26 protein-coding genes and 2 pseudogenes are annotated in these 23,020 nt (G+C 62.4%); 17 read left to right on the top strand and 11 right to left on the bottom strand.

The window, feature by feature from the left end:
* Window positions 1–8: 8 nt before the first annotated feature.
* Window positions 9–1,655 carry a malonate decarboxylase subunit alpha gene (gene mdcA / locus IVA75_RS07380; protein ID WP_247282267.1) on the bottom strand — a complete coding sequence of 549 codons (1,647 nt, stop codon included), beginning with the start codon at window positions 1,653–1,655 and terminating at the stop codon, window positions 9–11.
* A 193-nt stretch (window positions 1,656–1,848) separates the two neighbouring features.
* Here mdcA and madL point away from each other — a divergent pair.
* From madL to IVA75_RS07365, 3 genes and pseudogenes are all read left to right on the top strand, one after another.
* Window positions 1,849–2,288, top strand: a pseudogene (gene madL, locus IVA75_RS07375) (malonate transporter subunit MadL).
* Window positions 2,285–3,049, top strand: a complete 765-nt coding sequence (gene madM, locus IVA75_RS07370) for a malonate transporter subunit MadM (protein ID WP_247282266.1) — start codon at window positions 2,285–2,287, stop codon at window positions 3,047–3,049. Before madL ends, madM begins: the two are co-directional and overlap by 4 nt.
* Window positions 3,050–3,745, top strand: coding sequence for a GntR family transcriptional regulator (locus IVA75_RS07365; RefSeq protein WP_247282265.1), 696 nt, complete (start codon window positions 3,050–3,052; stop codon window positions 3,743–3,745). It begins immediately after the preceding gene.
* 142 nt (window positions 3,746–3,887) lie between these two features.
* Here the strand turns inward: IVA75_RS07365 and IVA75_RS07360 are convergent, their stop codons facing one another.
* From IVA75_RS07360 to IVA75_RS07340, 5 genes are all read right to left on the bottom strand, one after another.
* The gene (locus IVA75_RS07360) at window positions 3,888–4,514 is read right to left on the bottom strand and encodes a LysE family translocator (protein WP_247282264.1); all 627 of its coding nucleotides are present in this window, start codon (window positions 4,512–4,514) and stop codon (window positions 3,888–3,890) included.
* A 101-nt stretch (window positions 4,515–4,615) separates the two neighbouring features.
* Window positions 4,616–5,107 (bottom strand): ester cyclase, encoded by a 492-nt coding sequence (locus tag IVA75_RS07355; RefSeq protein WP_247282263.1) that lies wholly within the window; start codon window positions 5,105–5,107, stop codon window positions 4,616–4,618.
* A gap of 38 nt (window positions 5,108–5,145) precedes the next feature.
* Window positions 5,146–6,354, bottom strand: coding sequence for a PLP-dependent aspartate aminotransferase family protein (locus IVA75_RS07350; protein WP_247282312.1), 1,209 nt, complete (start codon window positions 6,352–6,354; stop codon window positions 5,146–5,148).
* Between the two features lie 98 nt (window positions 6,355–6,452).
* Entirely contained in the window at window positions 6,453–7,436 is a 984-nt protein-coding gene (locus IVA75_RS07345; RefSeq protein WP_247282262.1) for an MDR family oxidoreductase, read from the bottom strand.
* Window positions 7,437–7,449: 13 nt separating this feature from the next.
* A complete protein-coding gene (locus tag IVA75_RS07340) occupies window positions 7,450–8,118 on the bottom strand; it encodes a TetR/AcrR family transcriptional regulator (RefSeq protein ID WP_247358851.1) in 669 nt (222 codons plus the stop codon).
* Window positions 8,119–8,353: 235 nt separating this feature from the next.
* On the opposite strand from IVA75_RS07340, the gene IVA75_RS07335 reads away from it, so the two are divergent.
* The 12 genes from IVA75_RS07335 to IVA75_RS07280 all read left to right on the top strand — a co-directional run bounded on the left by IVA75_RS07335 (window position 8,354) and on the right by IVA75_RS07280 (window position 18,921).
* Window positions 8,354–9,349, top strand: coding sequence for a tripartite tricarboxylate transporter substrate binding protein (locus IVA75_RS07335; RefSeq protein WP_247282260.1), 996 nt, complete (start codon window positions 8,354–8,356; stop codon window positions 9,347–9,349).
* 18 nt (window positions 9,350–9,367) lie between these two features.
* Window positions 9,368–10,546 carry an acyl-CoA dehydrogenase family protein gene (locus tag IVA75_RS07330; protein WP_247282259.1) on the top strand — a complete coding sequence of 393 codons (1,179 nt, stop codon included), beginning with the start codon at window positions 9,368–9,370 and terminating at the stop codon, window positions 10,544–10,546.
* A gap of 19 nt (window positions 10,547–10,565) precedes the next feature.
* The gene (locus tag IVA75_RS07325; protein ID WP_247282258.1) at window positions 10,566–11,228 is read left to right on the top strand and encodes a 3-oxoacid CoA-transferase subunit A; all 663 of its coding nucleotides are present in this window, start codon (window positions 10,566–10,568) and stop codon (window positions 11,226–11,228) included.
* A complete protein-coding gene (locus tag IVA75_RS07320; RefSeq protein WP_247282257.1) occupies window positions 11,225–11,902 on the top strand; it encodes a 3-oxoacid CoA-transferase subunit B in 678 nt (225 codons plus the stop codon). The genes IVA75_RS07325 and IVA75_RS07320 overlap by 4 nt, the downstream gene beginning before the upstream one ends.
* Window positions 11,899–13,542, top strand: coding sequence for a thiamine pyrophosphate-dependent enzyme (locus tag IVA75_RS07315; RefSeq protein ID WP_247282256.1), 1,644 nt, complete (start codon window positions 11,899–11,901; stop codon window positions 13,540–13,542). The genes IVA75_RS07320 and IVA75_RS07315 overlap by 4 nt, the downstream gene beginning before the upstream one ends.
* A 32-nt stretch (window positions 13,543–13,574) precedes the next feature.
* Window positions 13,575–14,087: an MOSC domain-containing protein gene (locus IVA75_RS07310; protein ID WP_247282255.1), complete on the top strand. Its 513-nt coding sequence runs from the start codon at window positions 13,575–13,577 to the stop codon at window positions 14,085–14,087.
* The gene (locus IVA75_RS07305; RefSeq protein ID WP_247282254.1) at window positions 14,088–15,038 is read left to right on the top strand and encodes a PDR/VanB family oxidoreductase; all 951 of its coding nucleotides are present in this window, start codon (window positions 14,088–14,090) and stop codon (window positions 15,036–15,038) included.
* An 87-nt stretch (window positions 15,039–15,125) separates the two neighbouring features.
* Window positions 15,126–15,659, top strand: a complete 534-nt coding sequence (locus IVA75_RS07300) for a helix-turn-helix domain-containing protein (protein WP_247385366.1) — start codon at window positions 15,126–15,128, stop codon at window positions 15,657–15,659.
* 10 nt (window positions 15,660–15,669) lie between these two features.
* The gene (locus tag IVA75_RS07295; RefSeq protein WP_018456533.1) at window positions 15,670–16,137 is read left to right on the top strand and encodes a tripartite tricarboxylate transporter TctB family protein; all 468 of its coding nucleotides are present in this window, start codon (window positions 15,670–15,672) and stop codon (window positions 16,135–16,137) included.
* Window positions 16,138–17,691 (top strand): tripartite tricarboxylate transporter permease, encoded by a 1,554-nt coding sequence (locus IVA75_RS07290; protein ID WP_247282252.1) that lies wholly within the window; start codon window positions 16,138–16,140, stop codon window positions 17,689–17,691.
* Between the two features lie 367 nt (window positions 17,692–18,058).
* Window positions 18,059–18,211 (top strand): rubredoxin, encoded by a 153-nt coding sequence (locus IVA75_RS07285; protein ID WP_247282311.1) that lies wholly within the window; start codon window positions 18,059–18,061, stop codon window positions 18,209–18,211.
* Window positions 18,212–18,276: 65 nt separating this feature from the next.
* Window positions 18,277–18,921, top strand: a complete 645-nt coding sequence (locus IVA75_RS07280) for an FMN-binding negative transcriptional regulator (protein WP_247282251.1) — start codon at window positions 18,277–18,279, stop codon at window positions 18,919–18,921.
* 538 nt (window positions 18,922–19,459) lie between these two features.
* Here the strand turns inward: IVA75_RS07280 and IVA75_RS07275 are convergent.
* Together IVA75_RS07275 and IVA75_RS07270 are read right to left on the bottom strand one after the other, a co-directional pair.
* Complete coding sequence (locus tag IVA75_RS07275; RefSeq protein WP_018456538.1) at window positions 19,460–19,621, bottom strand: hypothetical protein; 162 nt, start codon at window positions 19,619–19,621, stop codon at window positions 19,460–19,462.
* Window positions 19,622–19,667: 46 nt separating this feature from the next.
* Window positions 19,668–20,027: a hypothetical protein gene (locus IVA75_RS07270; protein WP_018456539.1), complete on the bottom strand. Its 360-nt coding sequence runs from the start codon at window positions 20,025–20,027 to the stop codon at window positions 19,668–19,670.
* Window positions 20,028–20,512: 485 nt separating this feature from the next.
* On the opposite strand from IVA75_RS07270, the gene IVA75_RS07265 reads away from it, so the two are divergent.
* Window positions 20,513–20,935 carry a hypothetical protein gene (locus IVA75_RS07265; protein ID WP_247282250.1) on the top strand — a complete coding sequence of 141 codons (423 nt, stop codon included), beginning with the start codon at window positions 20,513–20,515 and terminating at the stop codon, window positions 20,933–20,935.
* Between the two features lie 692 nt (window positions 20,936–21,627).
* Here IVA75_RS07265 and IVA75_RS07260 read toward each other — a convergent pair.
* From IVA75_RS07260 to IVA75_RS07255, 3 genes and pseudogenes are all read right to left on the bottom strand, one after another.
* On the bottom strand, window positions 21,628–21,780 hold the full coding sequence (locus tag IVA75_RS07260) for a hypothetical protein (RefSeq protein ID WP_247282249.1): 153 nt from the start codon (window positions 21,778–21,780) through the stop codon (window positions 21,628–21,630).
* A gap of 436 nt (window positions 21,781–22,216) precedes the next feature.
* Window positions 22,217–22,342 carry a hypothetical protein gene (locus IVA75_RS40110; RefSeq protein WP_256464742.1) on the bottom strand — a complete coding sequence of 42 codons (126 nt, stop codon included), beginning with the start codon at window positions 22,340–22,342 and terminating at the stop codon, window positions 22,217–22,219.
* Window positions 22,314–22,418, bottom strand: a pseudogene (locus IVA75_RS07255) (DNA ligase); the annotation flags it as partial. The pseudogene IVA75_RS07255 and the gene IVA75_RS40110, both read right to left, overlap by 29 nt.
* Before the next feature lie 231 nt (window positions 22,419–22,649).
* Here IVA75_RS07255 and IVA75_RS07250 point away from each other — a divergent pair.
* Window positions 22,650–22,982 (top strand): hypothetical protein, encoded by a 333-nt coding sequence (locus IVA75_RS07250; protein WP_247282248.1) that lies wholly within the window; start codon window positions 22,650–22,652, stop codon window positions 22,980–22,982.
* Window positions 22,983–23,020: the final 38 nt, after the last annotated feature.

Below are 23,020 nucleotides of genomic sequence, written 5' to 3'. Positions count from 1 at the left end.
AAAACTCCTCACCAATTGCGGAAGCGGCTGGGCGGATGGTAGAGGCCGCCGGAGGCCAGCATGAGATCCTTGATCGAGCGGGCCGCCAGCAGACGCCGATCGGCGTCGAGCGGATCGATGCCGAGATCCTCGGGGCGCCGGATCACACCGCGCTGCCTGAGCTGCTCGACCAGTTTTGGATCGCGGGCTCGACCGATGTCCGTGTATCCGGCAACACCGCGGATCGCCTGCTCGCGTTCGTCCTTGGTCCGGCACATCAGGAGGTTGGCGATACCCTCTTCGGTGACGATGTGCGTGACGTCGTCGGAATAGACCATCACCGGCGCGAGATCGAGGTTGAGCGCGCGCGCCAGCTCGAGCGCGTCGAGCCGCTCGACGAACAGCGGGGCGTTGCGGTCGCCAAAGGTCTCGCCGATCTGCACCACGAGCTTTCGACCGCGGCGCAGTGCAGCCGGGGAGTCCGGATCGGCTTCGGCGCCGGCCTTAAGCCAGGGTTCGCTCGGGTGGCGACGGCCACGTGGATCGGATCCCATGTTGGGCGCACCGCCGAATCCGGCGATGCGGCTGGTCGTCACCGTCGAACTGTGGCCCTCGAGGTCGATCTGGAGCGTCGAGCCGATAAACATGTCGCAGGCATAAAGGCCCGCCGTCTGGCAGAAGGCGCGGTTGGATCGCAGCGAGCCGTCCGGCCCGGTAAAGAAGATGTCCGGACGGGCGGCGACATAGTCCTCCATGCCCACTTCCGATCCGAAGCAGTGGATCTGCTCAACCCAGCCGGATTCAATTGCCGGAATCATTGTGGGGTGTGGATTGAGCGCGAAGTGGGTGCAGACCTTGCCCTTGAGGCCGAGCTTTTCGCCATAGGTCGGCAGCAGCAGCTCGATCGCGGCGGTATTGAAGCCGATGCCGTGATTGAGCCGGCGCACGCCGTAGGGCGCGTAGATGCCCTTGATGGCGAGCATCGCCGTCAGGATCTGGGTCTCGGTAATGGCGGCGGGATCGCGGGTGAAGAGCGGCTCGACGTAGAAGGGCCGGCCGGCCTCGACCACGAAATGCACGAGGTCGCCGGGAATGTCGACCCGCGGCACCTTGTCGACGATCTCGGTGACCTGCGCCACGACGAGACCGTTCTTGTAGCTCGTCGCTTCCACCACCGTGGGCGTATCTTCGGTATTCGGTCCCGTATAGAGGTTGCCGTCCTTGTCGGCGCTCACCGCGGCGATCAGCGCGACGTTCGGCGTGAGATCGATGAAATAGCGGGCGAACAGCTCGAGATAGGTATGGACGGCGCCGAGCTCGATCTTGCGGCCGAACAGCATCTTGGCGATGCGCGCCGCTTGCGGACCGGAATAGGAAAAGTCGAGCCGCCGCGCGATGCCCTTCTCGAAGACATCGAGATGCGCAGGCAGCACCACGCCGGACTGCACCATGTGCAAGTCGTGAACCTCCGCAGGGTCGAGGTTCGCGAGCGCGGAAGCGAGGAGGTCGGCCTGCTTCTGATTGTCGCCCTCCAGGCACACCCGGTCGCCCGACCTGATCACCGCCTTGAGAAACGCGGGCAGGTTTGGGAGCGGGACGATCTTGCCCTTGGCGTGCCGTCGACCGGCCGTCAGGCGCTCTCCGAGGGCGGCCTTTTGCATACCCCAATCGCTCATCGTGGCTCCTTGGCATGCCGAATTGGCTTCGACGATCCTTAATGTATGCGTATTGTCTTTCATTGTCAATTAGTGTATGCACCACGCCATAAGCGATGGAAGTTCGCATACACAGGAGGAAAACTAGGATGCGATTGCATACAAGGCGGCCATATCCAGGGTTTGGTTCCTCGCTCAGCAAGCGGAGGCGCCCGTGACCATTTCCGGCGTTGCACTGCTTGCGATCTGCACCCTTCTCGGCGGCCAGTTGGGGGACCTGCTTGGCGTGCCCTCGGCGTGAAAGCCAATGTCGGCGGCGTCGGCATCGCGATGATGTTCCTGATTGCCGCCCGGCTCTGGCTGATGCGGCATGGCCAGCTCAGTCACGGGCTCAAGACCGGCGTCGAGTTCTGGGGCAGCTTCTACATCCCGATCGTGGTCGCCATGGCGGCGCAGCAGAACGTGGTCGCTGCGGTCAAAGGCGGACCGGTCGTCCTCATTGCGGGAATCGGCTCGGTCGCGGTGTGTTTCGCGATGGTGGCCCTGATCGGCCGGCTCAGCGGCCGTGTCGAGACCATGGACGAGATCGAAGCGCGAGAGGCCGAGGCACTCGCCGGGCCTGTGCCTCACTTCAAATCCGGGAGGATCGGATGAACATGATATCTCACGTTCTCGCCGCCAATGCGCTGATCACCGCTTTCGCGGCCGTCGGGATCCTGATGTGGATCTCGGGAGCGATCTCGAAATACCTCACCTTTGGGCGGATCCACGCCTCCGCGATCGCTATCATGCTCGGCCTTGCCCTGGCCTTTTTCGGAGGGCTGGCCACCGGTGGCGAAAAGGGTGTGGCCGACCTGCCGGCGCTGGCGGGGATTGGCTTGATGGGCGGCGCAATGCTGCGGGATTTCGCCATCGTCGCCACGGCCTTCGAGGTCGACGTCGTTCATGCGCGCAAGGCCGGCGCGATCGGCGCCATCGCGCTTGGGCTGGGAACGGTTGTTCCCTTCATCCTCGGCGTAATTGTCGCAGCCGCCTTTGGCTACACCGATGCCGTCTCGATGACGACGATCGGCGCCGGCGCGGTGACCTACATCGTCGGGCCGGTCACGGGGGCGGCGATCGGAGCATCTTCACCGGTTATTGCGCTCTCGATTGCGACGGGTGTATTCAAGGCAGTGATCGTGATGATCGGTACGCCCTTCGTCGCGAAGATGATCGGTCTGAATAATCCGCGCAGCGCAATGGTGTTTGGCGGCTTGATGGGAACGGTCAGCGGCGTGTCCGGAGGGCTTGCGGCGACCGACCGGCGTCTGGTGCCTTACGGTGCGTTGACGGCGACATTTCATACCGGCTTGGGGTGCCTCGTCGCACCATCCATTCTCTACTTTACGGTGCGCGCAATCATAGGAAGCTGAATGGCAGGTCTGTTCAAAGTTGCGGCTGAGGCAGAAGAAGATGGCGGCCTTCTCTCCGATCGCATCCGCAATGCGCTCACCGACGAGATTGCCTCCGGTGCGCTGGTTGCCGGTTCGGCGCTGGAAGAGCAGCAGCTTGCCGATCGCTTTGGGGCTTCCCGCACGCCGGTGCGAGAAGCGCTCCGGCAGCTCGTCGTCAGCGGGCTCGTCGAGGTGCGGGGCCGTCGCGGGCTCGTCGTGGCACGGATGACACCCGAACGCATTATGGACATGTTCGAGACCAGCGCAGAGGTGGAGGCGATGTGTGTCAGGCTCGCGACCTATCGCATGACGCCGCTGGAGCGCAGCGATCTAATCGAGCTCCACGACAGCTCGCTGGCAATGGTCGATGCCAACGACGTCGATGCCTACGACGCGTTCAATCGGCTGTTCCACGAAGGCATCTATAGCGCAACGCACAACGCGTTCATGGCCGAGCAGGCGCAGGAGGTCCGTGCGCGTCTCAGCGCCTTCCGCCGCACGCAATTGCGGCAGGGCGACCGCATCCGCAAGTCCTGCGACGAGCATGATTCCATCATGCAGGCGATTGCGGAGGGCGATGGCGATACGGCCTCTCGCAGAATGCGCGCGCACATGTTGAACGCCGCCGCAGCGCTTCGGCGCTACATCGACGACCGCGCCGGCGGACAAGGTTGAGTGTGACAGCAGGATGAGCATACTTGCGCATTTGGCTGTAGTTTACCCACATTCGCCCATGGTCGATTGGGTCGGGCGCCTGTGTTTTGCTTGTTCTGATGGGAAGACGACTGTCAGATCGACACTGCGACAAAGCGTTAGCCTAGCTTGCGCGACGCGCGATAAGAAGCGTGGCCCCGAGTCCGCACATCACCGCTCCAGAGATCTGTCTCGTCCGCGCGATAAGCGTGGGTCGCCCGGCGAGTCCATCCCTCGCTTTGGCCGCCCAACGGGTTACGATCAGGTCTACGCCAGTGTTCAAGGCGACGGAAATCGTGCCGAGCACAACGAACTGCAGAGCCACGTTCGCGCTCGTGTCGACGAACTGCGGAATAAAGGCAAGGAAGAACGCGGCCGTCTTTGGATTCAGCGCCTCCACGACGATGCCTTCCCGCAATGCACGGCCTGCGCCGGTCGTCTGGACTTCGGCGGGCGCGGGGACTCGCGCTTGCCTCCAAGTCTTGATGCCGAGCCAGATGAGATAGAACGCGCCGGCGATCTTCAGCGCGGTGAACGCTTCCGCGCTCGCCATCACCAGGGCTGAGATGCCGATTGCGCCGGCGAGCACGTGTACGAAGCCACCGACACCCAAGCCGACGCTGGATGCTAATCCCTCGGTCCGGCCGCCCGCCAGCGTGCGGGCTACGATGTAGAAAATGCCCGGCCCCGGCGTGACCGCCACGACCGTAGCGGCGGCCAAGAACAGCGCGAACGTTTGAAGCTCAAACATCGTACCTCCGTAAGCTAGAAAGGTACGGGAATTAGAGGGGCCGCGGCACGGTCCGCAGGATTCTCGAGTCCCCGCTTGGCGCGAGCGATCATGGACCAGGGCTACTTATCCGTTGTGAATTCCGGCTTGCTAGTTGGATCCGGCGCGAGACGACCGATCAGTCCGTGGATGTCGCCCAAGACCCACAGATCGCTCACCTTGTCGCCTCGAAACGTGAAGATCGGCGCACCGTACCACCACACGTGGCGTCCGGTGGCCGCATGGCCGAACATTGGCTTCCGATGGATGCCGTGGAAACGCAGCTTCCCCGACACCGCATTGCCCTCCTCCAGGAGATCGAGGATATCAGACGTGTAGTTTTCAAGGGAGTCTGTCACCCATCTGACGTAGTCCGCGAACTGATCGAAGCCGACGAGGACAGGACCAAGGGAGCCCCGGAAGGTGAACCCAGGTTGAAATATTTCGGGGATTAGAGCAACGTCCGCATTGTCCCACATGTCCTTGTAGAACTTTCGGACGACCTCTTTCTGAGGGCTGAGAGTAATTCGAGCAAAGTCCATGGCGGGCTCGAGTCCTGGCGGCGGCGCAATCATCTTAGGCCTCTCCTTGACGTACGTTCGTTGCGGGCGACCTAAAGACGATTCAGGGACTGCTCAAGGTCGCCGAGCAAATCTGCCTCGTCTTCCAAACCAACCGAGAGGCGAATCAGGTCATCTCCGACTCCCCTTTGCAGGCGCGCTTCGGGACGAACGGCGCGCCGGGCATGAACCAGGCTCGCGGGATGCATGATGAGCGTTTCAGCATCTCCGAGACTGACGGCAAGCGTAATGAGCTTGAGGTGGTCGAGAAAACAGCGGGCGGCATCAAAACCCCCGCGTAGACCAAAGGACAGCATTCCAGAGCCCGCTGACATTTGTCTCTTTGCGACTGCATGCCGCGGATGGGACGGCAGAAATGGATAATTCACCCACTCTACCGCCGAGTGGGCATCGAGCATGCGCGCAATCGCAAGTGCGTTGGACCCGTGGCGGTCCATTCGGAGAGGAAGCGTCTTGATCCCGCGCAAAATCAGAGAAGAAACCATCGGCGACATGACGGCACCGGTGATGTAGCGCAAGCCGCGATCACGTATTTTTTCGATCAACTCGGTCCGTCCCAGCAGAGCCCCTCCAAGAACGTCTCCATGCCCGCTGATATATTTGGTAAGGGAGTGGAGCACGATGTCCGCCCATTGGAGAGGCCTCTGCAGCGCGGGAGATGCAAATGTGCCGTCGACGATGACCAAGATGCCCGCCCGCCGAGCACGTTGCGCAATGGCTTCGATGTCGAGCACGTCTCCTGTGGGATTGACCGGCGTCTCAAAGTAGACGGCTCTACTGCGAGATGTGAGAACAGTATCCAGATTGGCGGGGTCATTGAGATCGACAGGGATGGTCTTTATGCCGAAGCGCGGCAAGCCCTGTTCCGTCATGATCGTCGTATTCGAATATAAGGTCCGATGGACGATGAGTTCGTCATCTTGGGATAGGAGCGAAAGTACCAAGGCACCGAACGCGGCCATTCCCGAGGCCAGTACGACGGCGTCTTCGGCACCCTCCAAGTTTGCCAAACGGGATTCCAGCAATGCGGTCGTCGGATTGAACTCCCGCCCATACAGTTTGCCCCCCAATGCGGCCACCGCATCTAATTCGGCGACGCTGTCGAAGGCGAAGGTCGAGGTCATATGAATGGGATGGGATACCGCGCGAGAGTGATGGGCAGGGTCATACCCATGGTGGATCGCTCGCGTCGAGAACCCGAACCCAGGTTCATCCGTTCCAATTCGTTCCGAAGCAGCCATATTTGGGGATCTTCCCATTTTTGGACGAGCGGTCATTGCTTTCAGATTTGCCCCGAGGCGGACCGCCACGGTCGCATCGCTCTACTTTTCGGACGATGTCATCTATTGACGTTGACGACCGTGCGCCCGCGCACTTGGCCACTCATCAGCCCGCCAGCCGCGGCGACGACCTCGTTCAGACCGATCTCGACCGCCGTCTTCTCCAGATCGGCTTCGGTTAGCAGGGAAGCGAGACGATCCCAGGCTTCAACGCGTTCTGCCTTCGGGCGGGTCACGCTGTTGATGCCGAACAGCGCCACTCCTCGCAGGATGAAGGGGGCGACGCTTGCGGGAAAATCCAATCCTTGCGCCATGCCGCACGCGGCGACCGCTCCGTCCGGTTTGATTCCGGCGCAAACATTGGCGAGCGTATGGCTGCCTACCGAGTCGATCGCGGCGATCCATCGCTCCTTCTGCAGCGGCTTGCTGGGCTGCGACAATTGTGACCGGTCGATGATCTCGGCAGCGCCCAGGCTCTTGAGATAGGGCTCCTCGTCCGGTCGGCCGGTCGAAGCCACGACGCGGAAACCGAGCTTGTGGAGAAGCATGATGGCCATGCTGCCGACGCCTCCGCCGGCGCCGGTCACCAGCACGTCGCCTGCGCCAGGACGGATGCCATACTTCTCGAGGGCTACGACCGACAGCATTGCGGTATAGCCCGCGGTACCGATGATCATCGCGCGGCGGGACGGCATCGAGGGCGGCAGCTTGATCAACCAGCCGGCCTTGACCTTTGCTCGCTGCGCCAGGCCGCCCCAATGTTGTTCGCCGACACCCCAGCCGTTGAGAACTACGCGGTCCCCCGGCGTGTAGGTCGGGTCGGAGCTCGACGACACCACGCCAGCGAAGTCGATCCCGGGCACCAGCGGGAAGGATCTCACGATCGGGCCCTTGCCGGTAATCGCGAGGCCATCCTTGTAGTTCAGCGTGCTGAACTCGACTTCGACCGTCACCTCACCGTCGGGGAGGCGGCTGTCCGGTAATTCAGCGACGTCGGCGCGATATCCCCGCTCGTCCTTCTCGATCAACACGGCTTTGAACAACTCGAACTCCTCTTCACGATTTTCTTCTGGACCTGGCCTTCGGCTCGTCCGGACGCGGCAGGCCGGCGACGAAACCGGCGATGAAGGTATCGAGCGGGAGGCCGTTCTTGACGAGGCGCGCACGCATCACCGCTCCCTCCCAGCCGATCCAGAAAAACTCAGCCAGGGCATCGCAGTCCGCGCTGCCGATCTCGCCAGCCTCGTATGCGCGTTCCAGGCAATGCGCCACCTTCCGCTGCCATCCTTTGACGATCTCGTCCAAGGCCGACCTGTAATCGTCGGGCAGCGCTTCGACCTCTTGGCTGAGGTTTCCGACGAGGCAGCCGCGCGTATAGCTGTATTTCGCCATGCCCGCTTTGGCGCCTTCGACGAAAGCTCGCATCCGCGCCAACGGCGCAAGCGTTCCGTCGTCCAGGGCGCGGTCCAGCTTGTGCCGGAAGAAGGAGTCGTAGGCTTTCATGATTTCGCGGCCGTAGTCGGCCTTGCTTTCGAAGTAGTGGTAGAACGAACCCTTTGGCACGGTGGCGCGGCGCAGCAGCGCGTCCAGGCCCGTAGCTGCAAAACCTTGTTGGGTCATCACCTCCATTCCGCAACGGATCAGAACGTCGCGGGTCGGCGCATAGCCGACTTGGTTTCGGCCCTGCCCATTGAGCTCGCGGTGGTTGTCCGTAGATTTCGTCATTTGTGTTCTCTGTAGACCGATCGTCTAGAACACAACGACGGGGTTTGGCAACCCTGGAAGGTTGGGCTGCCGGGCGGCACATTCGGCTTAGATGTGGCGTAACAGGCATGATGCACGCTTTTTTCGCAACGTTTGCCCGGTCAATGTGCGCCTCCTGGTCGGATCACGATCGTTTCACACTTGACACAAAGTGTCCTTGGCTTGAAGGTGGGTCGTCCTTCGAGGGAGGTGCTGCATGTTTCGATCACTCCGAAAAACTGCGTCGATTGGCGCCGGCGCCGCCGTTCTTTGTCTCGGCTTCCTTGCTGGACCGATCGAGGCCGCCGATGCTTATCCCTCAACCACGATTAAGCTGGTCGTCGGATTTCCCCCCGGAGGGCCTACGGACATCATCGGCCGGGTGATCGGTCGTCTGCTGGCGAAGGAGTTGAACCAAAACGTCATCGTCGAGAACAACGGCGGCGCCGGGGGCATGATCGCCGCGTCCAACGTCTCCCGCGCAAACCCTGACGGCTACACGCTTCTCGTCGCGGTGGAGTCCTCCAATACTCGCGCAAAGGCACTGTATTCGTCGGTGCGCTACGATCAGCAGAAGGGCTTCACCTATATCCGCAAGGTTGCGAAACAGCGGAACCTGCTCGTGGTGAACCCGAAGCTTCCAGTGTCCACTGTTCCGGAACTCGTGGCCTATCTGAAAGCGCACCCTGGAGAAGTAAACTTCGGCGGCACGTTCGGGGCGACGTCCCATGTCGGCGGCACGCTGTTCGACATGGCCTATGATACGAAGATGACGTTCATCAACTATTCGGGCGGCAATCAACCGATCGTCGATTGCATGTCGGGCATCCTGCAGGTGGGCTTCTTCACCGAAGCCACGATCGGCCAGCAGGTCAAGGCCGGATCCCTGAAGGCGCTCGCGGTGACGTCGGCCGACCGGTCGCCGGCCTTCCCGGATCTGCCGACGATCGAGCAGGCCGCTGGCAAGCCTCTCGATGTCTCGCCGTGGTTCGGGGTCGCGGGTCCGCCGAACCTTCCCGCGGACGTCGTCGCCAAGGTTGGCGCCGCACTTGACAAGGCTTCGAGCGACCCGGAATTCCTCAAGCAACTGGAAACGATCGGCGCCACGCTGATCACAGGTTCAACGGTCTCGACCTTCACGGCCGAGGTCGGACAGGAAGAGGCCTACTGGAATAAGTGGGCCAAGGACATTGGGGCGCCTCTTCAGAAGTAGCTCGCCGAAGGATCTCCTGTGGACTTCTATTACCAGTATGACGTTCATCTCTCCGCCGAAGAGCGTGATCACGTGGCGAAGGCGCGGGCGTTCTGCGCCGGTGCCTTCTCCGAGAGCGTCTTCGCCGCGCACGTGTCAGGTGACGCGTTCCCGCAGAGGTGGATCGCCGAGTGGGCCGCTCTCGGCATGCTGGGCCTCCAGGCCAAGCGCGCTCACGGTGGCTTGGAAGCATCTTATTTGTGCAAAGTCCGCGTTGCGCAGGAAATGGCGCACCACGGGTTTGCGGCAGCGTTCTGCCTGAACCACCATCAAGGCGGAGCCACGCGCCTATCACAAACCGGTACGTCGATCCAGATCGAGCGCCTGCTGCAGCCCGCGTTGCGCGGCGAGCTTCTTCTGACAACCGCCATGACGGAGCCAGCTGGTGGCAGCGATGTCTCCGCCCTGACCACCACCGCGGTTCCAGTCAACGGCGGCTGGGCTCTGAGCGGCACCAAGGCGTGGATGACCGACGGCCTGCTGGTCGGTGGTCTGATCGTCCTGGCCCGCGTCGGAGACGCTGCGGGGACCGGTGAGATCGCCAGCTTTTACGTGCCTTTCGGCCAAGCCGAGACGGTGAAGCGGACCGAGATCGTCGTTCCCGGAGCGCGTTCCTTCCGTCTGGCCGAAGTGGCCTTCGACGCCCACTTCATTCCCGATTGGTGTCTGATCGCAGCGCCCGGCGCCGCGCTCAAGGCATCGATGGCATCGGTCAACGCGGCCCGCGTTCACGTGGCCGCCATGTGCGTCGCAACTCTGCATGCGGCGCTGTGCGAGGCGGTGGACTACTGCGAAGGCCGGCAGGCCTTCGGAAAGCCGCTGACCGGACATCAGGGCCTGCGCTGGGAGCTGGCGGAGGTGTCGGTCCGGCTTGAGGCCGCCAACGCGCTCGTCTTCCGCGCCGCCGAGCAGATACAGACCGGGGGAAATCCGGTCGCGCTCGCTGCGCAAGCCAAGAAGTTCGCTGTCGACACCGCGCTTTGGGGCATCGATCAGTGCGTCCGGATCGTCGGCGCGACGGGCGCCGGCGCAGCCCACCGCCTGAACATGCATTTCGCCGAGGTCCGGATGGCGGCCTACGCCGACGGCACCAACCAGATGCTGCTCGACCGGGTCGGCCGTGGCCTGTCAACGACGTACCTCAAATCAATCCCGTAGCAGAGACGGCGGATTTACGATGCGCAACGTAGTGGTTGAAGACGCGGCGGCGGCCGTGGAAGGCATCAAGGACGGCGACGCCGTCATGATGGGCGGGTTCGGCGGAGCGGGGCTTCCGCTCGGAGTGGTCAAGGCGGTGCTCGACCGGGGCGTCCGCGACCTGACGCTGATATCGAACAACGCCGGCTCCACGGAAGACGATCTGTCGCTGTGGTTCGAAGCCAGGATCGTTCGCAAGATCGTCTGCTCCTATCCGCGCAGCGCCAAGCAGTTCGCCGAGCAATATCGTGCCGGCACGGTCGAGCTCGAACTCGTTCCGCAGGGCACGTTGGTGGAGCGCATCCGGGCGGGCGGCGCCGGTCTCGGCGGCTTCCTTTCTCCCGTCGGCGTCGGAACGGTATTCGCTGACGGCAAGGAGAGGATCGTCGTCGACGGACGCGAATTTATTCTTGAGTTACCGCTTCATGCAGATTTCGCTTTCGTCAAAGGTCATCTCGCCGACACGCTCGGCAACGTCACCTATAACAAGACCGCGCGCAATCACTGCGCGGTGATGGCGACCGCCGGCCGGACGGTCGCCGTGGAAGTCGACCGCGTGGTCAACGTCGGCGATTTGGATCCGGAAGCCATAGTCACTCCATGCATCTTCGTCGATCGCGTTTTCGCAAGGAGCTCCCGATGACACCGCTTGCACGCGATGCGCTGGCGCGCATGGTCGCACTTCATCTGCCGCAGGAAGGATTCGTCAATCTCGGTATCGGCGCCCCGACGCACGTCGCTGACTACCTGCCGGAGAGGTCTGGCGTGATCCTTCACAGCGAGAACGGAGTCCTCAACGTGGGTCCGAAGCCGGCTGCGGGCGAAGAGGACTGGGATCTCATCAATGCAGGGAAGATGCCCATCTCGATCCGGACCGGCGGTTCCTACTTCGACTCCAGCCTCTCGTTCGCGATGATGCGAGGCGGTCATCTCGACGTGGCCGTGCTCGGCGCCTTTCAGGTGTCCAAGGACGGTGATCTCGCCAACTGGACGACGGGTGACAACGGGTCTCCGCCCGGCATCGGCGGAGCCATCGATCTGGCGGTCGGCGCCAAGTCGATCTGGGTAATGATGGACCACACCACCAAGGATGGCCGCTCCCGCATCGTGGAGCGATGTGGGTATCCGCTCACGGCGCGCGGAGTGGTGACCCGCATCTTCACCAACCTCTGTATCATCGACGTAACCGAGGATGGCCTGGCCGTTCGGGCCCTACTTGACGGCCTCGCGATCGAGGCGCTGCGAGATCGGACGGAGGCGCCACTGCGCGTCATGGGCGATCCCCTGACCATCAGGCAGGACGGGAGCGTCGCATGACCTACCGCGTCGCGGAACTCGTCGCGGACTGTCTCGTCGCGCACGGGGTGGACAGGGCCTTCGGCGTCCCGGGAGAAAGCTTTCTGGCGCTGCTGGACGCGCTGCGCGACCGTAACGATTTCGATCTGGTGACTTGCCGGCACGAAGGAAGCGCGAGCCTCGCGGCGGTCGCTGACGCCAAACTCACAGGGCGCGCAGGCGTCGTGATGACGAGCCGTGGTCCGGGCGCCTTCAACGCAGCGCTCGGGTTGCATGTGGCCGCGCAGGAGGCGATTCCGCTGGTGATGCTGGTCGGTCAGGTCGATCGTCCGAACCTCGCAAGGGACGCGGTGCAGGAGATCGACTGTGGCCGATCTTTCGATGGCGTGCTGAAGTGGTCGGTGCGTCTGAACTCGGCGGATCTCGTTCCAGAGATGATGGCCCGCGCGTTCGCCGTGGCCCATGCGGGAACGCCAGGTCCCGTCGCCATCGAACTGCCGGAAGATCTCCTTGAAGACCCGGCCAAGGGATTTGTGGCCACAGCCAACGGAGCTGTGCGTCCAGAGCCCGGTGCTGCGGCCATTGAACAGGCAAGGGCGTTGTTGAGGGCCGCGGAGCGGCCGATCCTGCTGGTCGGCGGCGAATGCCGGACGGCATCGTTCCGCCAAGATATGATCGCGTTTTCCGAGAAATGGAACGTGCCGGTCGTCACTATGAACAAAATGCAGGACCAGTTCCCGAACTCTCACCCGCTATGGGCGGGTCAGTTCGGGTTCTTCACGTCTCAGCCTCATGTGAAACTGCTCGAACGCGCCGACCTCGTCGTTGCCGTCGGAACACGTCTGGGCGATCTGTCCTCGCTCGGCTTTGCGTTTCCGAGACACGCCGAGCCTCGCCAGCCATTGGTCCATGTCTATCCAGATCCCGATGCGATCGGAAAGCGCGTCCGAACCGACGTCGCGGTCGTCTCTGGATCGCATGCATTCGTGTCGGCCATGCTCGCAGCTCCCGCGACGGCGCGGGCCTGCGCCGAGTGGTCCTCCGCGGCTGCCGCGGCGCGGACGGCCACGCATGGTTGGCCTCAGTTCGGCGTACCATCGGCGGACGTCTTCGGTCACGCGGTGGCGGCGATCGCCGCGCACTTCAGGCCCGATGGCATCGTCACGACGGATTCAGGCAATTTCGCCGGATGGGTCCATCGCATCTTCAGCCTCGAGCCGACCGCCCGGCTGCTCGGCTCGGCTTGCGGGGCGATGGGCAGTGGTGTCCCGTCCGGGCTCGCTGCCAGCCTTCGCTTTCCGGAGCGGCAGGTGGTTGCCTTCTGCGGAGACGGCGGCTTCCTGATGACGGGCAATGAGCTTGCGACGGCCGTCGCCAGAGGCGCGAACCTCACGATCGTCGTATCCAATAACCAGTCCTACGGGACCATCCGGTCGCACCAGGAGCGTGCCTATCCCGATCGTCCGTACGGCACGGATCTTTCGAATCCCGACTTTGCCGCTTTGGCGCGCGCCTTCGGCGCGACCGGCTTCGTCATCGAGGATGCGGAACGTGCCCCGGGGACCGTCGCGGAGGCGATGACGACCAAGGGACCGGTCGTCATCGAGGTGCGATCAGACGTGCGCCAGACCCTTGACAAATCACTCGCCGCATCACGTTGAGACCAGTTCGGATTAAGGCCCATGGAGAGAACATGATGGACGCGACCGCAATCGATGAGCCCGAGGTCACCATGTCCTGGCAGGGCGTCGTCCGCTTTTTGCACAAGACCCCGCGTGCCTTTTTGCCGATGCGCTCGTTTCCCTCGCTCGAGCTCGTCGCTGGACGCGGTATCGAGGGCGATCGATATTTCGCCGGCCACGAAACAGGATTCTACTCCCACAAGCCGGAGGAGGGGCGGCAGGTCACCCTGTTCGAGATGGAGACGCTCGAGGCCCTGCAACGCGACCACAAGATTGAGTTGCTGCCCGAGGAACATCGCCGGAACGTGACCGTCGAAGGCGTCCCGCTGAATCATCTCGTCGGCCGTCGCTTCCGGCTCGGAGAAGCGATTGTCGAGGCGACCCGCCTTTCAACGCCGTGCCGGCACATCGAGGAGATACTCGGCAAGTCCGTCTTCGATCCGTTGATCAACCGGTCGGGGCTGAACTGCAAGATCATCGCAGGGGGCACGCTACGTGTAGGCGACGCCGTGAGGCCGATCTAGATGGCGAAGGCGATCAAGACGGTCTCCACCGTCGTCTCGAAGGTCGAGGATCTCGGCAACGACACCAAGCGCTTCACGCTGGTCGACCAGGACGATTGGGAGCTGCCACCCTTTCGGGCCGGGGCCCATATCGACGTTCACCTGGACCAGGGTCTCGTCCGGACCTATTCGCTCTGCAATGAACCGGACGATGATCGGCGCTACGTGATCGCGGTGAAGCGCGAACGCGAAGGACGCGGCGGCTCGAACTTCCTGCACGATCGCGTGGAGGCGGGACAGCCGATTTCGGTCTCGCTGCCGCGCGGCGGGATCGCACTGGACCAGGAGGGAACGAACGTATTCCTCGCGGGAGGCATCGGCGTAACCCCGTTCATCTCCGCAATTCGGCATCTCGAACGACGAGGGCGCTCGAACTACGTGCTGCACTGGACCAGCCGCGGACGACCGGTCCTGACCGACATGATCGCGCCGGCAATCGGAGCAGGCCGTGTCCGCCTCTACAATACGACCGCGCAGGCCAAGCCCGTCATCGCCGAAATTGTCGGGGAATTTGCCAGATGTGGCCTAGCGGCCTGCTGCGGACCCGCAGCGATGCTGAAGGCTTTCGAAGATGCCGTCTCGGCCTGGCCGGAAGAGCGCAAACACATCGAAATGTTCACCCCGCCCAAGGCCATCGCCCGAAGCGACGTGCCTCCCTACGAGCTGTATCTGTCGGTGAGCCAGAAGCTTGCAACTGTCACGCCAGATGTTGGTCTTCTCGGAACGCTCGATGCCCTCGGCGTCGAGGTCCCCGTGTCCTGCGGCGGCGGCATCTGTGGCGCCTGCCGCACGCGCTGGACCGAGGGCCCCCCCATCCATCGCGATCGCGTGCTTTCGCCTGCTGAGCGGCAGAATGAGCTCATCGTCTGCGTAGGCGATTGCGCCGGACAACGGCTAGTGCTGGATCTGTGATCAGTCGGCACCCGTTCTAAGGTTTGAAATATCGGTGGTTTGGTGCGAGATCGATGCGGGCAATAACTTGGGAAAGAGCCGAGCGCAATGACACTCAACCTCAAATTCCTTCGCGTGCAGAGCGGCATGACGCTGGAGCAGCTTGCCGCCGATTCCGGTTTGACCCGCAGCTATCTTTCCAAGCTGGAACGCGGGCTCTCCTCTCCGTCGATAGGCTCCGCCCTTAAGATCGCCGCGGCTCTCGGAACGACCTTAGACCGCTTCTACGGCCAGCCGGACGACCACGACCCGATCACGATTGTCCGCGCGAAGAACGGGAAGGCCGGCGACGTCGACACGCACCTGTCGCTAGTCGCCGGTCTGGCTCCCGACCGCACCATGCGCGCCTTTATCGTGCGACCGACCAAGACGGCGAAACGCGGTCGCATCATGAGTCACCACGAAGGTGAGGAAATCCTGTTCATTCTCTCCGGCCGGATCGAGCTCGTCATCGGAAAGCGCAAGGAGACATTGAAGCCGGGCGATTGCGTCCAGTTCGACTCCACGATTCCGCACAAACTGACGCAGGTGTCTTCCGAACCAGCCTCGGCGCTCGTCGTGATAGCGACCAAAACCAACTAGAGGTGCCGATATGCCGATGATGCTGCGGAAGAAGGACTTCTACGCCGGGCTGCTCATGGTGCTGCTGGGCGCCGGGATCGGCGTCAACTCAGCAACATATTCGCTCGGGACCTTCGCGCACGTGGGACCGGGCATGTTTCCGTTGATGCTCGGCCTCATGATGGTTCTCGTCGGAGCCCTGATCTTCGTCACCGGATTGGCGACGCCTCTCGAAGAGGGAGAGCGCGTCTTGCCCGCGGCGATGGAATGGCGTGGCTGGGCCTGCATCCTCGCGGGTCCTCTGATGTTCGTCCTCTTCGGCCTCTATTTCGGAATGGCCGCGGCCACCTTCATGTGCGTCTTCGTCTCCGCGCTCGGCGACAGGACCGCCACGCTGAAAGGATCAGCCGTCCTGGCCGCGGTCGTCGCGGTCGTCGGCTGCCTCCTCTTTTCCTACGTGCTGAAGGTTCCTTTCCCGCTGTACCGTTGGGGGTTTTAGATGTTCGCGAGCGCGCTTTCCGATCTCTGGTACGGCTTTGGTGTCGCTTTCGAGCCGCAGAATTTCATGTGGTGTTTTGTCGGCGTCCTCGTAGGTAACATGGTGGGCGTCCTGCCGGGAATGGGGCCACTCGCCACCATCTCGGTGCTGCTGCCGCTGACGTTCGGCATCAAGCCGGTCGGCGCTATCCTGATGCTGTCAGGAGTGTTCTACGGGGCGCAATACGGCGGCGCGATTTGCTCGATTCTGCTCAACTTGCCGTGCCATCCGCCGCACGCGGTGACGTGCCTCGACGGCTTTCCGCTGACGAAGCAGGGCCGCGGCGGTGCGGCGCTCGGCATCACGGTCCTATCGTCGTTCGTCGGCGCTTCCTGGGGCATCCTGGAAATGATCTTTCTGGCTCCGGTGCTGGTGAAGGTCGCGCTGGAGTTCGGTCCAACTGAAATATGCTCGCTGATGCTTCTGGGCCTGCTCGCCGGTTCGACGCTGGCGAAAGGCTCGCCTCTCAAAGGCATCGCCATGACGTTGCTCGGCCTGTTTCTAGGAATCGTGGGAACGGATGTCGAGACCGGCTCGGAGCGCTTCACCTTCGGCATCCCGAATCTCCTCGACGGCATCGAACTCGTCGGACTCGCTCTCGGCCTATTTGGTATCGCCGAGTTCATGAAGAGCGTGAACCAATACTCCGAGGTGAACACGCGCTATTCGAAAGTCGGTTTGCGCGATCTGCGCCCATCACGCGACGAACTGCGCCGTTCCATCCCTGCGATGTTGCGCGGCACCGTCATCGGGAGCCTTTGCTCGCTCATTCCGGGAACGGGACCAACGATCGCTTCCTTTATCTCCTACGCAGCCGAGAAAAAGATTTCCAACACGCCGGAGAAGTTCGGCACCGGCATGATCGAAGGCGTCGCCTGTCCAGAGGCGTCGACGCATTCGTCGGTACAGGGCGACTTCATTCCGACAATGAGCCTTGGTATTCCCGGGGACGCAGTCATGGCGCTGATCCTGGGTGCGCTGATGATTCAGGGCATCGTACCCGGTCCCCAACTGATCAAAGAGCACCCCGACATCTTTTGGGGCCTGATCGCGAGCTTCTGGATCGGCAACGTCATGCTGGTCTTGCTCAACGTCCCGCTGATCGGGCTGTGGGTGAAGCTCCTCATGATTCCGTATAAATATCTCTATCCAAGCGCGCTGTTCTTCGTCGCGATCGGCGTCTACTCGACCAACAACGACATGTTCCAGGTCGGCGAGACCGTCGTCGTTGGATTGATCGGCTATCTACTCCTGCTGCTCGATTTCCACCCGGCCTCGATCCTCCTCGGCTTCGTGCTGGGGCCACGACTTGAGGAGAACTTCCGCCGTTCGCTGCTGGTCTCGCGCGGTGATGCCATGATTTTCGTCGAGCGGCCGATCAGCGCGTTCTTTCTTTTACTTTGCGTGACGCTTCTGGCGGCGCAAGTCTATGTGCGTTTGCGCAAGCCGAAGGCTCTTGCGGCGCTCGACAATGCGGAGGGGAACGCCGTCTCGACCGGCCGGCCTGCCGAGTGAGCTTCATTCGTTCAAGAGCAGGTCGCTTCGCGGGCCAATAAAGACGACAGGCACTCCAGGCAACAAGAGCCCCAAGATGAGTCGTATCTCGACGAACGCGCCACCCGCGCGATGGCGCAGCATCGGCACGCCAGCAAACGCAAGGTGCAGGTGATGATCACGATCGGCGAAACAAAGGGAAAGGTAGTATCGCAGGCAAGAAACTGGTCCGGTAAACTGCAGTTATCTGGCACTGTTGGATAGGCCAGCCTTGCCCTAAATCGAACTCGTGAACCCTGCCACAGGAATAGGGGAAGTTGTCATGAGCAACGAAACTGCTCACGTGAACACGGAAATCGCAGGCGATGCGCCCGTCTACAAGACCTGGATGTGTGCGCTGTGCGGGCTCATTTACAACGAGCGAGACGGATGGCCTGACGAGGGCATTCCGCCCGGCACCCGCTGGGAGGACCTCCCCGCAGATTGGATCTGCCCCGACTGTGGTGCTGGCAAGAGTGAATTCGAGATGACCGAGGTCTGAACCAAACCTGTTGATGCTGCGCGACCCAAGGGTGCACAGCGTCCTGCAATAGCCAAGGAGTTGTCATGTACGTCCCTCCGCACTTCGTTGAGGCTCGCGCCGAGGTGCTTCACGATCTCATTGAAAATAATCCGCTCGGCATCCTCTTTACGAACGGGAAGAGTGGACTCGACGCGAATCATATTCCGTTTGAACTGCATGCGCACGAAGGTCAGCAGGGCGTGCTTCATTCGCATGTAGCTCGTGCGAACCCTGTTTGGCAGGATCTCGCCACCGGTGATGAGGTTCTGATCGTCTTCCGCGCCGCGGATGCCTACATCGCGCCGAACTGGTATCCGAGCAAGGTCGAGTTCAAGAAGCAGGTCCCGTCGTGGAACTACATGGTTGCGCATGTGTACGGACGTGTCACGATCCGCGATGATGAGCGTTACGTCCGCGGCATGGTCGCGCGCCTGACGCGCATTCATGAGGCGAAACAGGTCAATCCTTGGAAGATGACCGACAGCCCCAAGGACTACATCGACACGATGCTCAAGATGATCGTCGGCATCGAGATCGAGATCACACGCCTGGTCGGCAAGTCGAAGCTGAGCCAGAACAAAGAGGTCCGGGATATCGTCGGCGCCGGCAATGCCCTGAAGGCACAGGGCAACATGATCGGCGACGCGATGCTGGCCGTTGCCGCCGTCAAGGCGGAGCAGGCCTCATAGCCAGAGATCCCAAAAAAAGACCATCGCGGCGACGCCGATCGTCGATGCCGCAACGATCTCCGATCGAAACACCTCGGTTGACCTGCTCATTTTGGCGGCCTTGCGCTCCAACTGCAAAGCAGAGTGCAGCTCTTAGCAGGCAATCAGTTACGGGCTATCGAACTCTCAGCGGCCCTCGCATCGAATAGAGCGAGCGGAAGTGATCGGGGTTGTCGACCCAGTTCGATATAGGTCTCCATGACACGCCGCAGCTGGGCCTCGCTGTTGGAATGTCGCGCGCGCAAGCCAGTCAATGGCGGGCTCTCCCTGAGTCGCCCTTTAGCTTCTGTGGTCATTCTCGCTGCAATTGTCTGCTCGTCCCTATCCTGCCGCAGCGGCCAGGGCGGCATTCGGTCGATTGGGCTTCGCAGCCAACGGCCGAGTAGCTCAACTTCATACGGGAGGTCGCCTGTTCCCCGTTCTCGGACATCGGGCAGCGATCGCGTCACGAGCTGACCTGCTAATGCACGGCTTCTGACGGTTGCCCTGGCCAGACCGTCTATTCCGGCACGTCAGCTCTCGGCCGCGGATGCACCCTCGCGTCAACCAAGACCTCGGTGATAGCGTCGCGGAGGCCGTCGCGATCCAGGATGCGGAGCAGCCAATCGACCGTGGTCTGCGCGTCGTCCTCGCGTGTCAGGTAGTTGGCCAGCGCGTTCATGGCGTCGTCATAGCTCTGCTCGAGGCGGCGGTCAGGGGCGCCATGCTCACACAGCTCCGCGCAGTGGAAGTGCTAGTTGGACAGCAAACGGCCGGGTAGCATTCGCTTCGATGAAGGCGCGCAGGGCTGGCGTGATCTCGGCGTTGCCCGCGGCGCGCTCACCAAGCTCATCTGCGACCTCGCTGGTGGCGTCGCGCGACCAGCCATCAACGGCGTTGAAAGCCACGATCCGGACCGGATAGGCGTACTGGCCCGTGATGAGGTCGCGGATGATCGTCTCGAAGTCGGTGTCCTGCTCGTCGGTCTCGCGCCATGAGCAGCCGGCCCGGGCACCGAAATCCTCCAGGACGAGGTAGATGTCCCGGTCGAGCCGATCCAGCGGCACGATGGACGGCGCATGACGCATGACGCAACTCCTACTGCGAGAAAGGCAATCCTGCTGACGGTCGTTCGTTCCGGGATCGGCTCGGCCCTGACGCTCGCCGCGATCTTCACCTCGATGAGCAGGCGATCGACGGTCGCCGGCGGCAGGCGGCGGCGTGCCCGACGCGTTCATTTCTTCAGCCTCAGATAGGTCTCGGTGTTGGACAGCCGAATGAAGCTGTGAGCCGCATCCGGTTGCCCGATGAGGCCTGCGGGAACGGTCGCCAAGACCCTTTCGGCCCCGGGCCGCCCGGTAAGCGGAGGACGCCGAGCGGCCCTTTGGGCCGAGCCCGCGGCCGGCGAGCTTGGCGGGGCAGGCCTAATGCTTCGGTCTTGGCATTTGCAAGGTCGGTGCTGAGCGGGAGGAAAGCCCAGAATGCGGGTTCTCTTCCCAATTCGTTCTGGACAGCCGCATGGTCCGATGTAGGCTCATCACATATTTTAATGATTTCGTTGCGGAGTGTGGCGTTGAGTTTTCAGCTCACTATCCTCAAGGTTCTGGACGGCCATCCCAGCGGCCGGGCGACGCTCGAAGAGCTGAAGCGCTATCTTGCCGTGCTCATGACCAGCGGGCCGGAATGGACGGCGCGGATGAAGCGCATGGAGACCCGTGCCGGCGGCAGCGTGGACATCTTCGGCAAGAAGCCGATTGTGCGCGAGCCTGGCGAGTGGCGCATAACCGACGCGGGCAGGGCCTTTCTCGCCGCGCTGGAGCGTCCACCAGCCGAGCACGAGCCGACACTTGATGACTTGATCGATGACGCGCCGTCGAGGGGTCCCCCGCCGCTTTCCAATACGCCGCAACGTCGCGTCAATGATCGCAAGGGGCGTTCCCGGGAGGAGGGGGCGGACGCCACGAGAGCGCCGGTCGGCGTAGACCAGGAGGAGTGACGATGACCAACGTGCTACCTTGGTACGCGGGACTTGTTGTCTGGATCATCATCATGGGCGTGGCAGTCGGTATTCTGGCAGCGGCCATGCATGATCGCCGTGTCAGGCGGTAAAAACGGAGACAGGTTGACGCGATCGACGCAAACCACGGATCGTGTTGGGCGACGTTGGCAAGGCTCGCCACGACGACGACCTGGCTGACAATTACCTCCGCGCCGGCGACGTCGCGGCGATCTGGATCGACGGAGGCCGGGCACATCGGCGCGGCGGACGATGCGACCGTCGACGACCAGCCGGCCGCATCGTCTATTGCTGCATCCGCGGCGATCACTTCCGCCTCAGCTATCACCTGTACGATTGGAAGCACTCCGTCCAGGCAAGCCCCTTGTCATCGCGCGTAAGCTCGAGGAGATAGTGGCCAGGCTCTCTAGAGGGCGCTCGCGCCGCGGTGGCGGCCTTTCACGCCGCCATCGAGAAGATGGAGGCCGTGCGGCGAACTATTCGACTTCAAGGCCGCGTTCAAGGCCGCCCGGAACGTGGACCCAACCATCCGCTACTAGGATTACCTGCGCGCCCGAAGGCGGCTATGCTGGATGGCGACCGAGGCGCAGCGGTAAGGCTGTCGTCAGGTTTTGCGCCTAATCACATACTAGCCGTCTTCTTCACCAAACCCCGTTGTGCCCATTCACTTTTCAGACGAAGCCCCTCTTGATCAAATTGACTTGCCGTCCCGTCTTCGCAATGCGCTCGAGATCGAGGGCGTCAAGACTGTCGGCGAGGTCCGGAACATGGCCGATGCCGATCTGCTGAGCTTCCAGAACCTCGGTGCCTCCTCCGTTCGCCATCTGCGTCAACTATTCGGAGCTTCGCGAAGCGACCCACCTCGAAAAGGACGTGGCGGCGGCTGACCCGGGAGCGGCGCGCGAGGCGAACGCCGGGCCGCTCTTTCAGTGTCCTCGCCGAGAAGGCTGCGGCAGCCCACGCGCATATTGGCGCCTGGGCCTCGGGTTGCATGGCGGCGAGGGCGTCGAGCTCGGCTCCCTTGTCCGGCGACGTCCCGGCGACGCGGTCAAGGTCAGGCCCGAGTGCCTTGGCGCGGGTCGCGCCGCGAGCGAGGGCTGTCCGAGATCGTTCGCTTTTTGCGGCGTATCGTCGAAAGCCTTTCGATTTCAAACACGAACTTGGGATTTAGATCGGCGGTCGCCACCCCTCTTTGTCTCCGAATGGATCGCTTTGTAAGCCGCCTTCCGTTCACGATCAGCTTCGCCCGCTGCTTGGGTGTCAGGTACCTTCGCCAAGATCATCCGCGCGCTGTTTCATCTCGGTCTTTGCCACCTCGAGGACGTGATCGGCGGCTTCCTTGACGCCGGTGATCGCATTCGAAGCCGTGGTCGACCGCGCCGGCATAGATGAACTCGTCGCCCTTCTGCCGGCCGACATAGATGCCGTCCCAGCGGCTGCCGTCCAGGGCGAACCCAGCGACCTTTCATGAACTCCTTCATCGGCATCTCCGAGGCCCAACGTCACCGTCCAACTTTCCGTCGGCGCGACCGTCAGCACCGTGGTCGCCGCGCATGCGCCCGTTGCTATCGTGGCCGCCAGCAGGCATCGCGACATCTTTCTCCATGCCCGAACTCCTCGATCGCCATTGTGCCCCCGAAGGGGAAAGACCGGCAAATGTTCCGAGCATGGAACGTCGCCGCTCGCTGCGCAGTTGAAGAATCAGGAGCTGCTCATGAGCCTTAAACGACGGGTCGAAAATCTTGGACCCTACCAATCGCTATTTCTGTTGGCGGTGCCGACGGCGACCGTAGAGCCGTTGAAATTGGTCGCGGTCGCCGTTGCCGGGGAAGGTCACTGGATCGCCGGGACGGCGATGATCGCAACGTGCTATCTTCTCAGTCTGGTCGTGGTCGAACGGCTCTTCGTCATCGTCAAGCCAAAACTGCTCACCATCCCGTGGTTTGCCAAGCTTTGGACTGCAATCCTCGCGGTGCGCACATGGTTCGTCGCGGCGTTCCGAAGGATGCGTGCAAGGATGAGTTGAGTTGCCGCTTCGTCAGTGCATGTCGATCTCGAGGTGCC

Source organism: Bradyrhizobium sp. 134, from assembly GCF_023074155.1.
Classification (GTDB): Bacteria; Pseudomonadota; Alphaproteobacteria; order Rhizobiales; family Xanthobacteraceae; genus Bradyrhizobium.
This window is presented reverse-complemented; position numbering and strand designations above follow the sequence as displayed.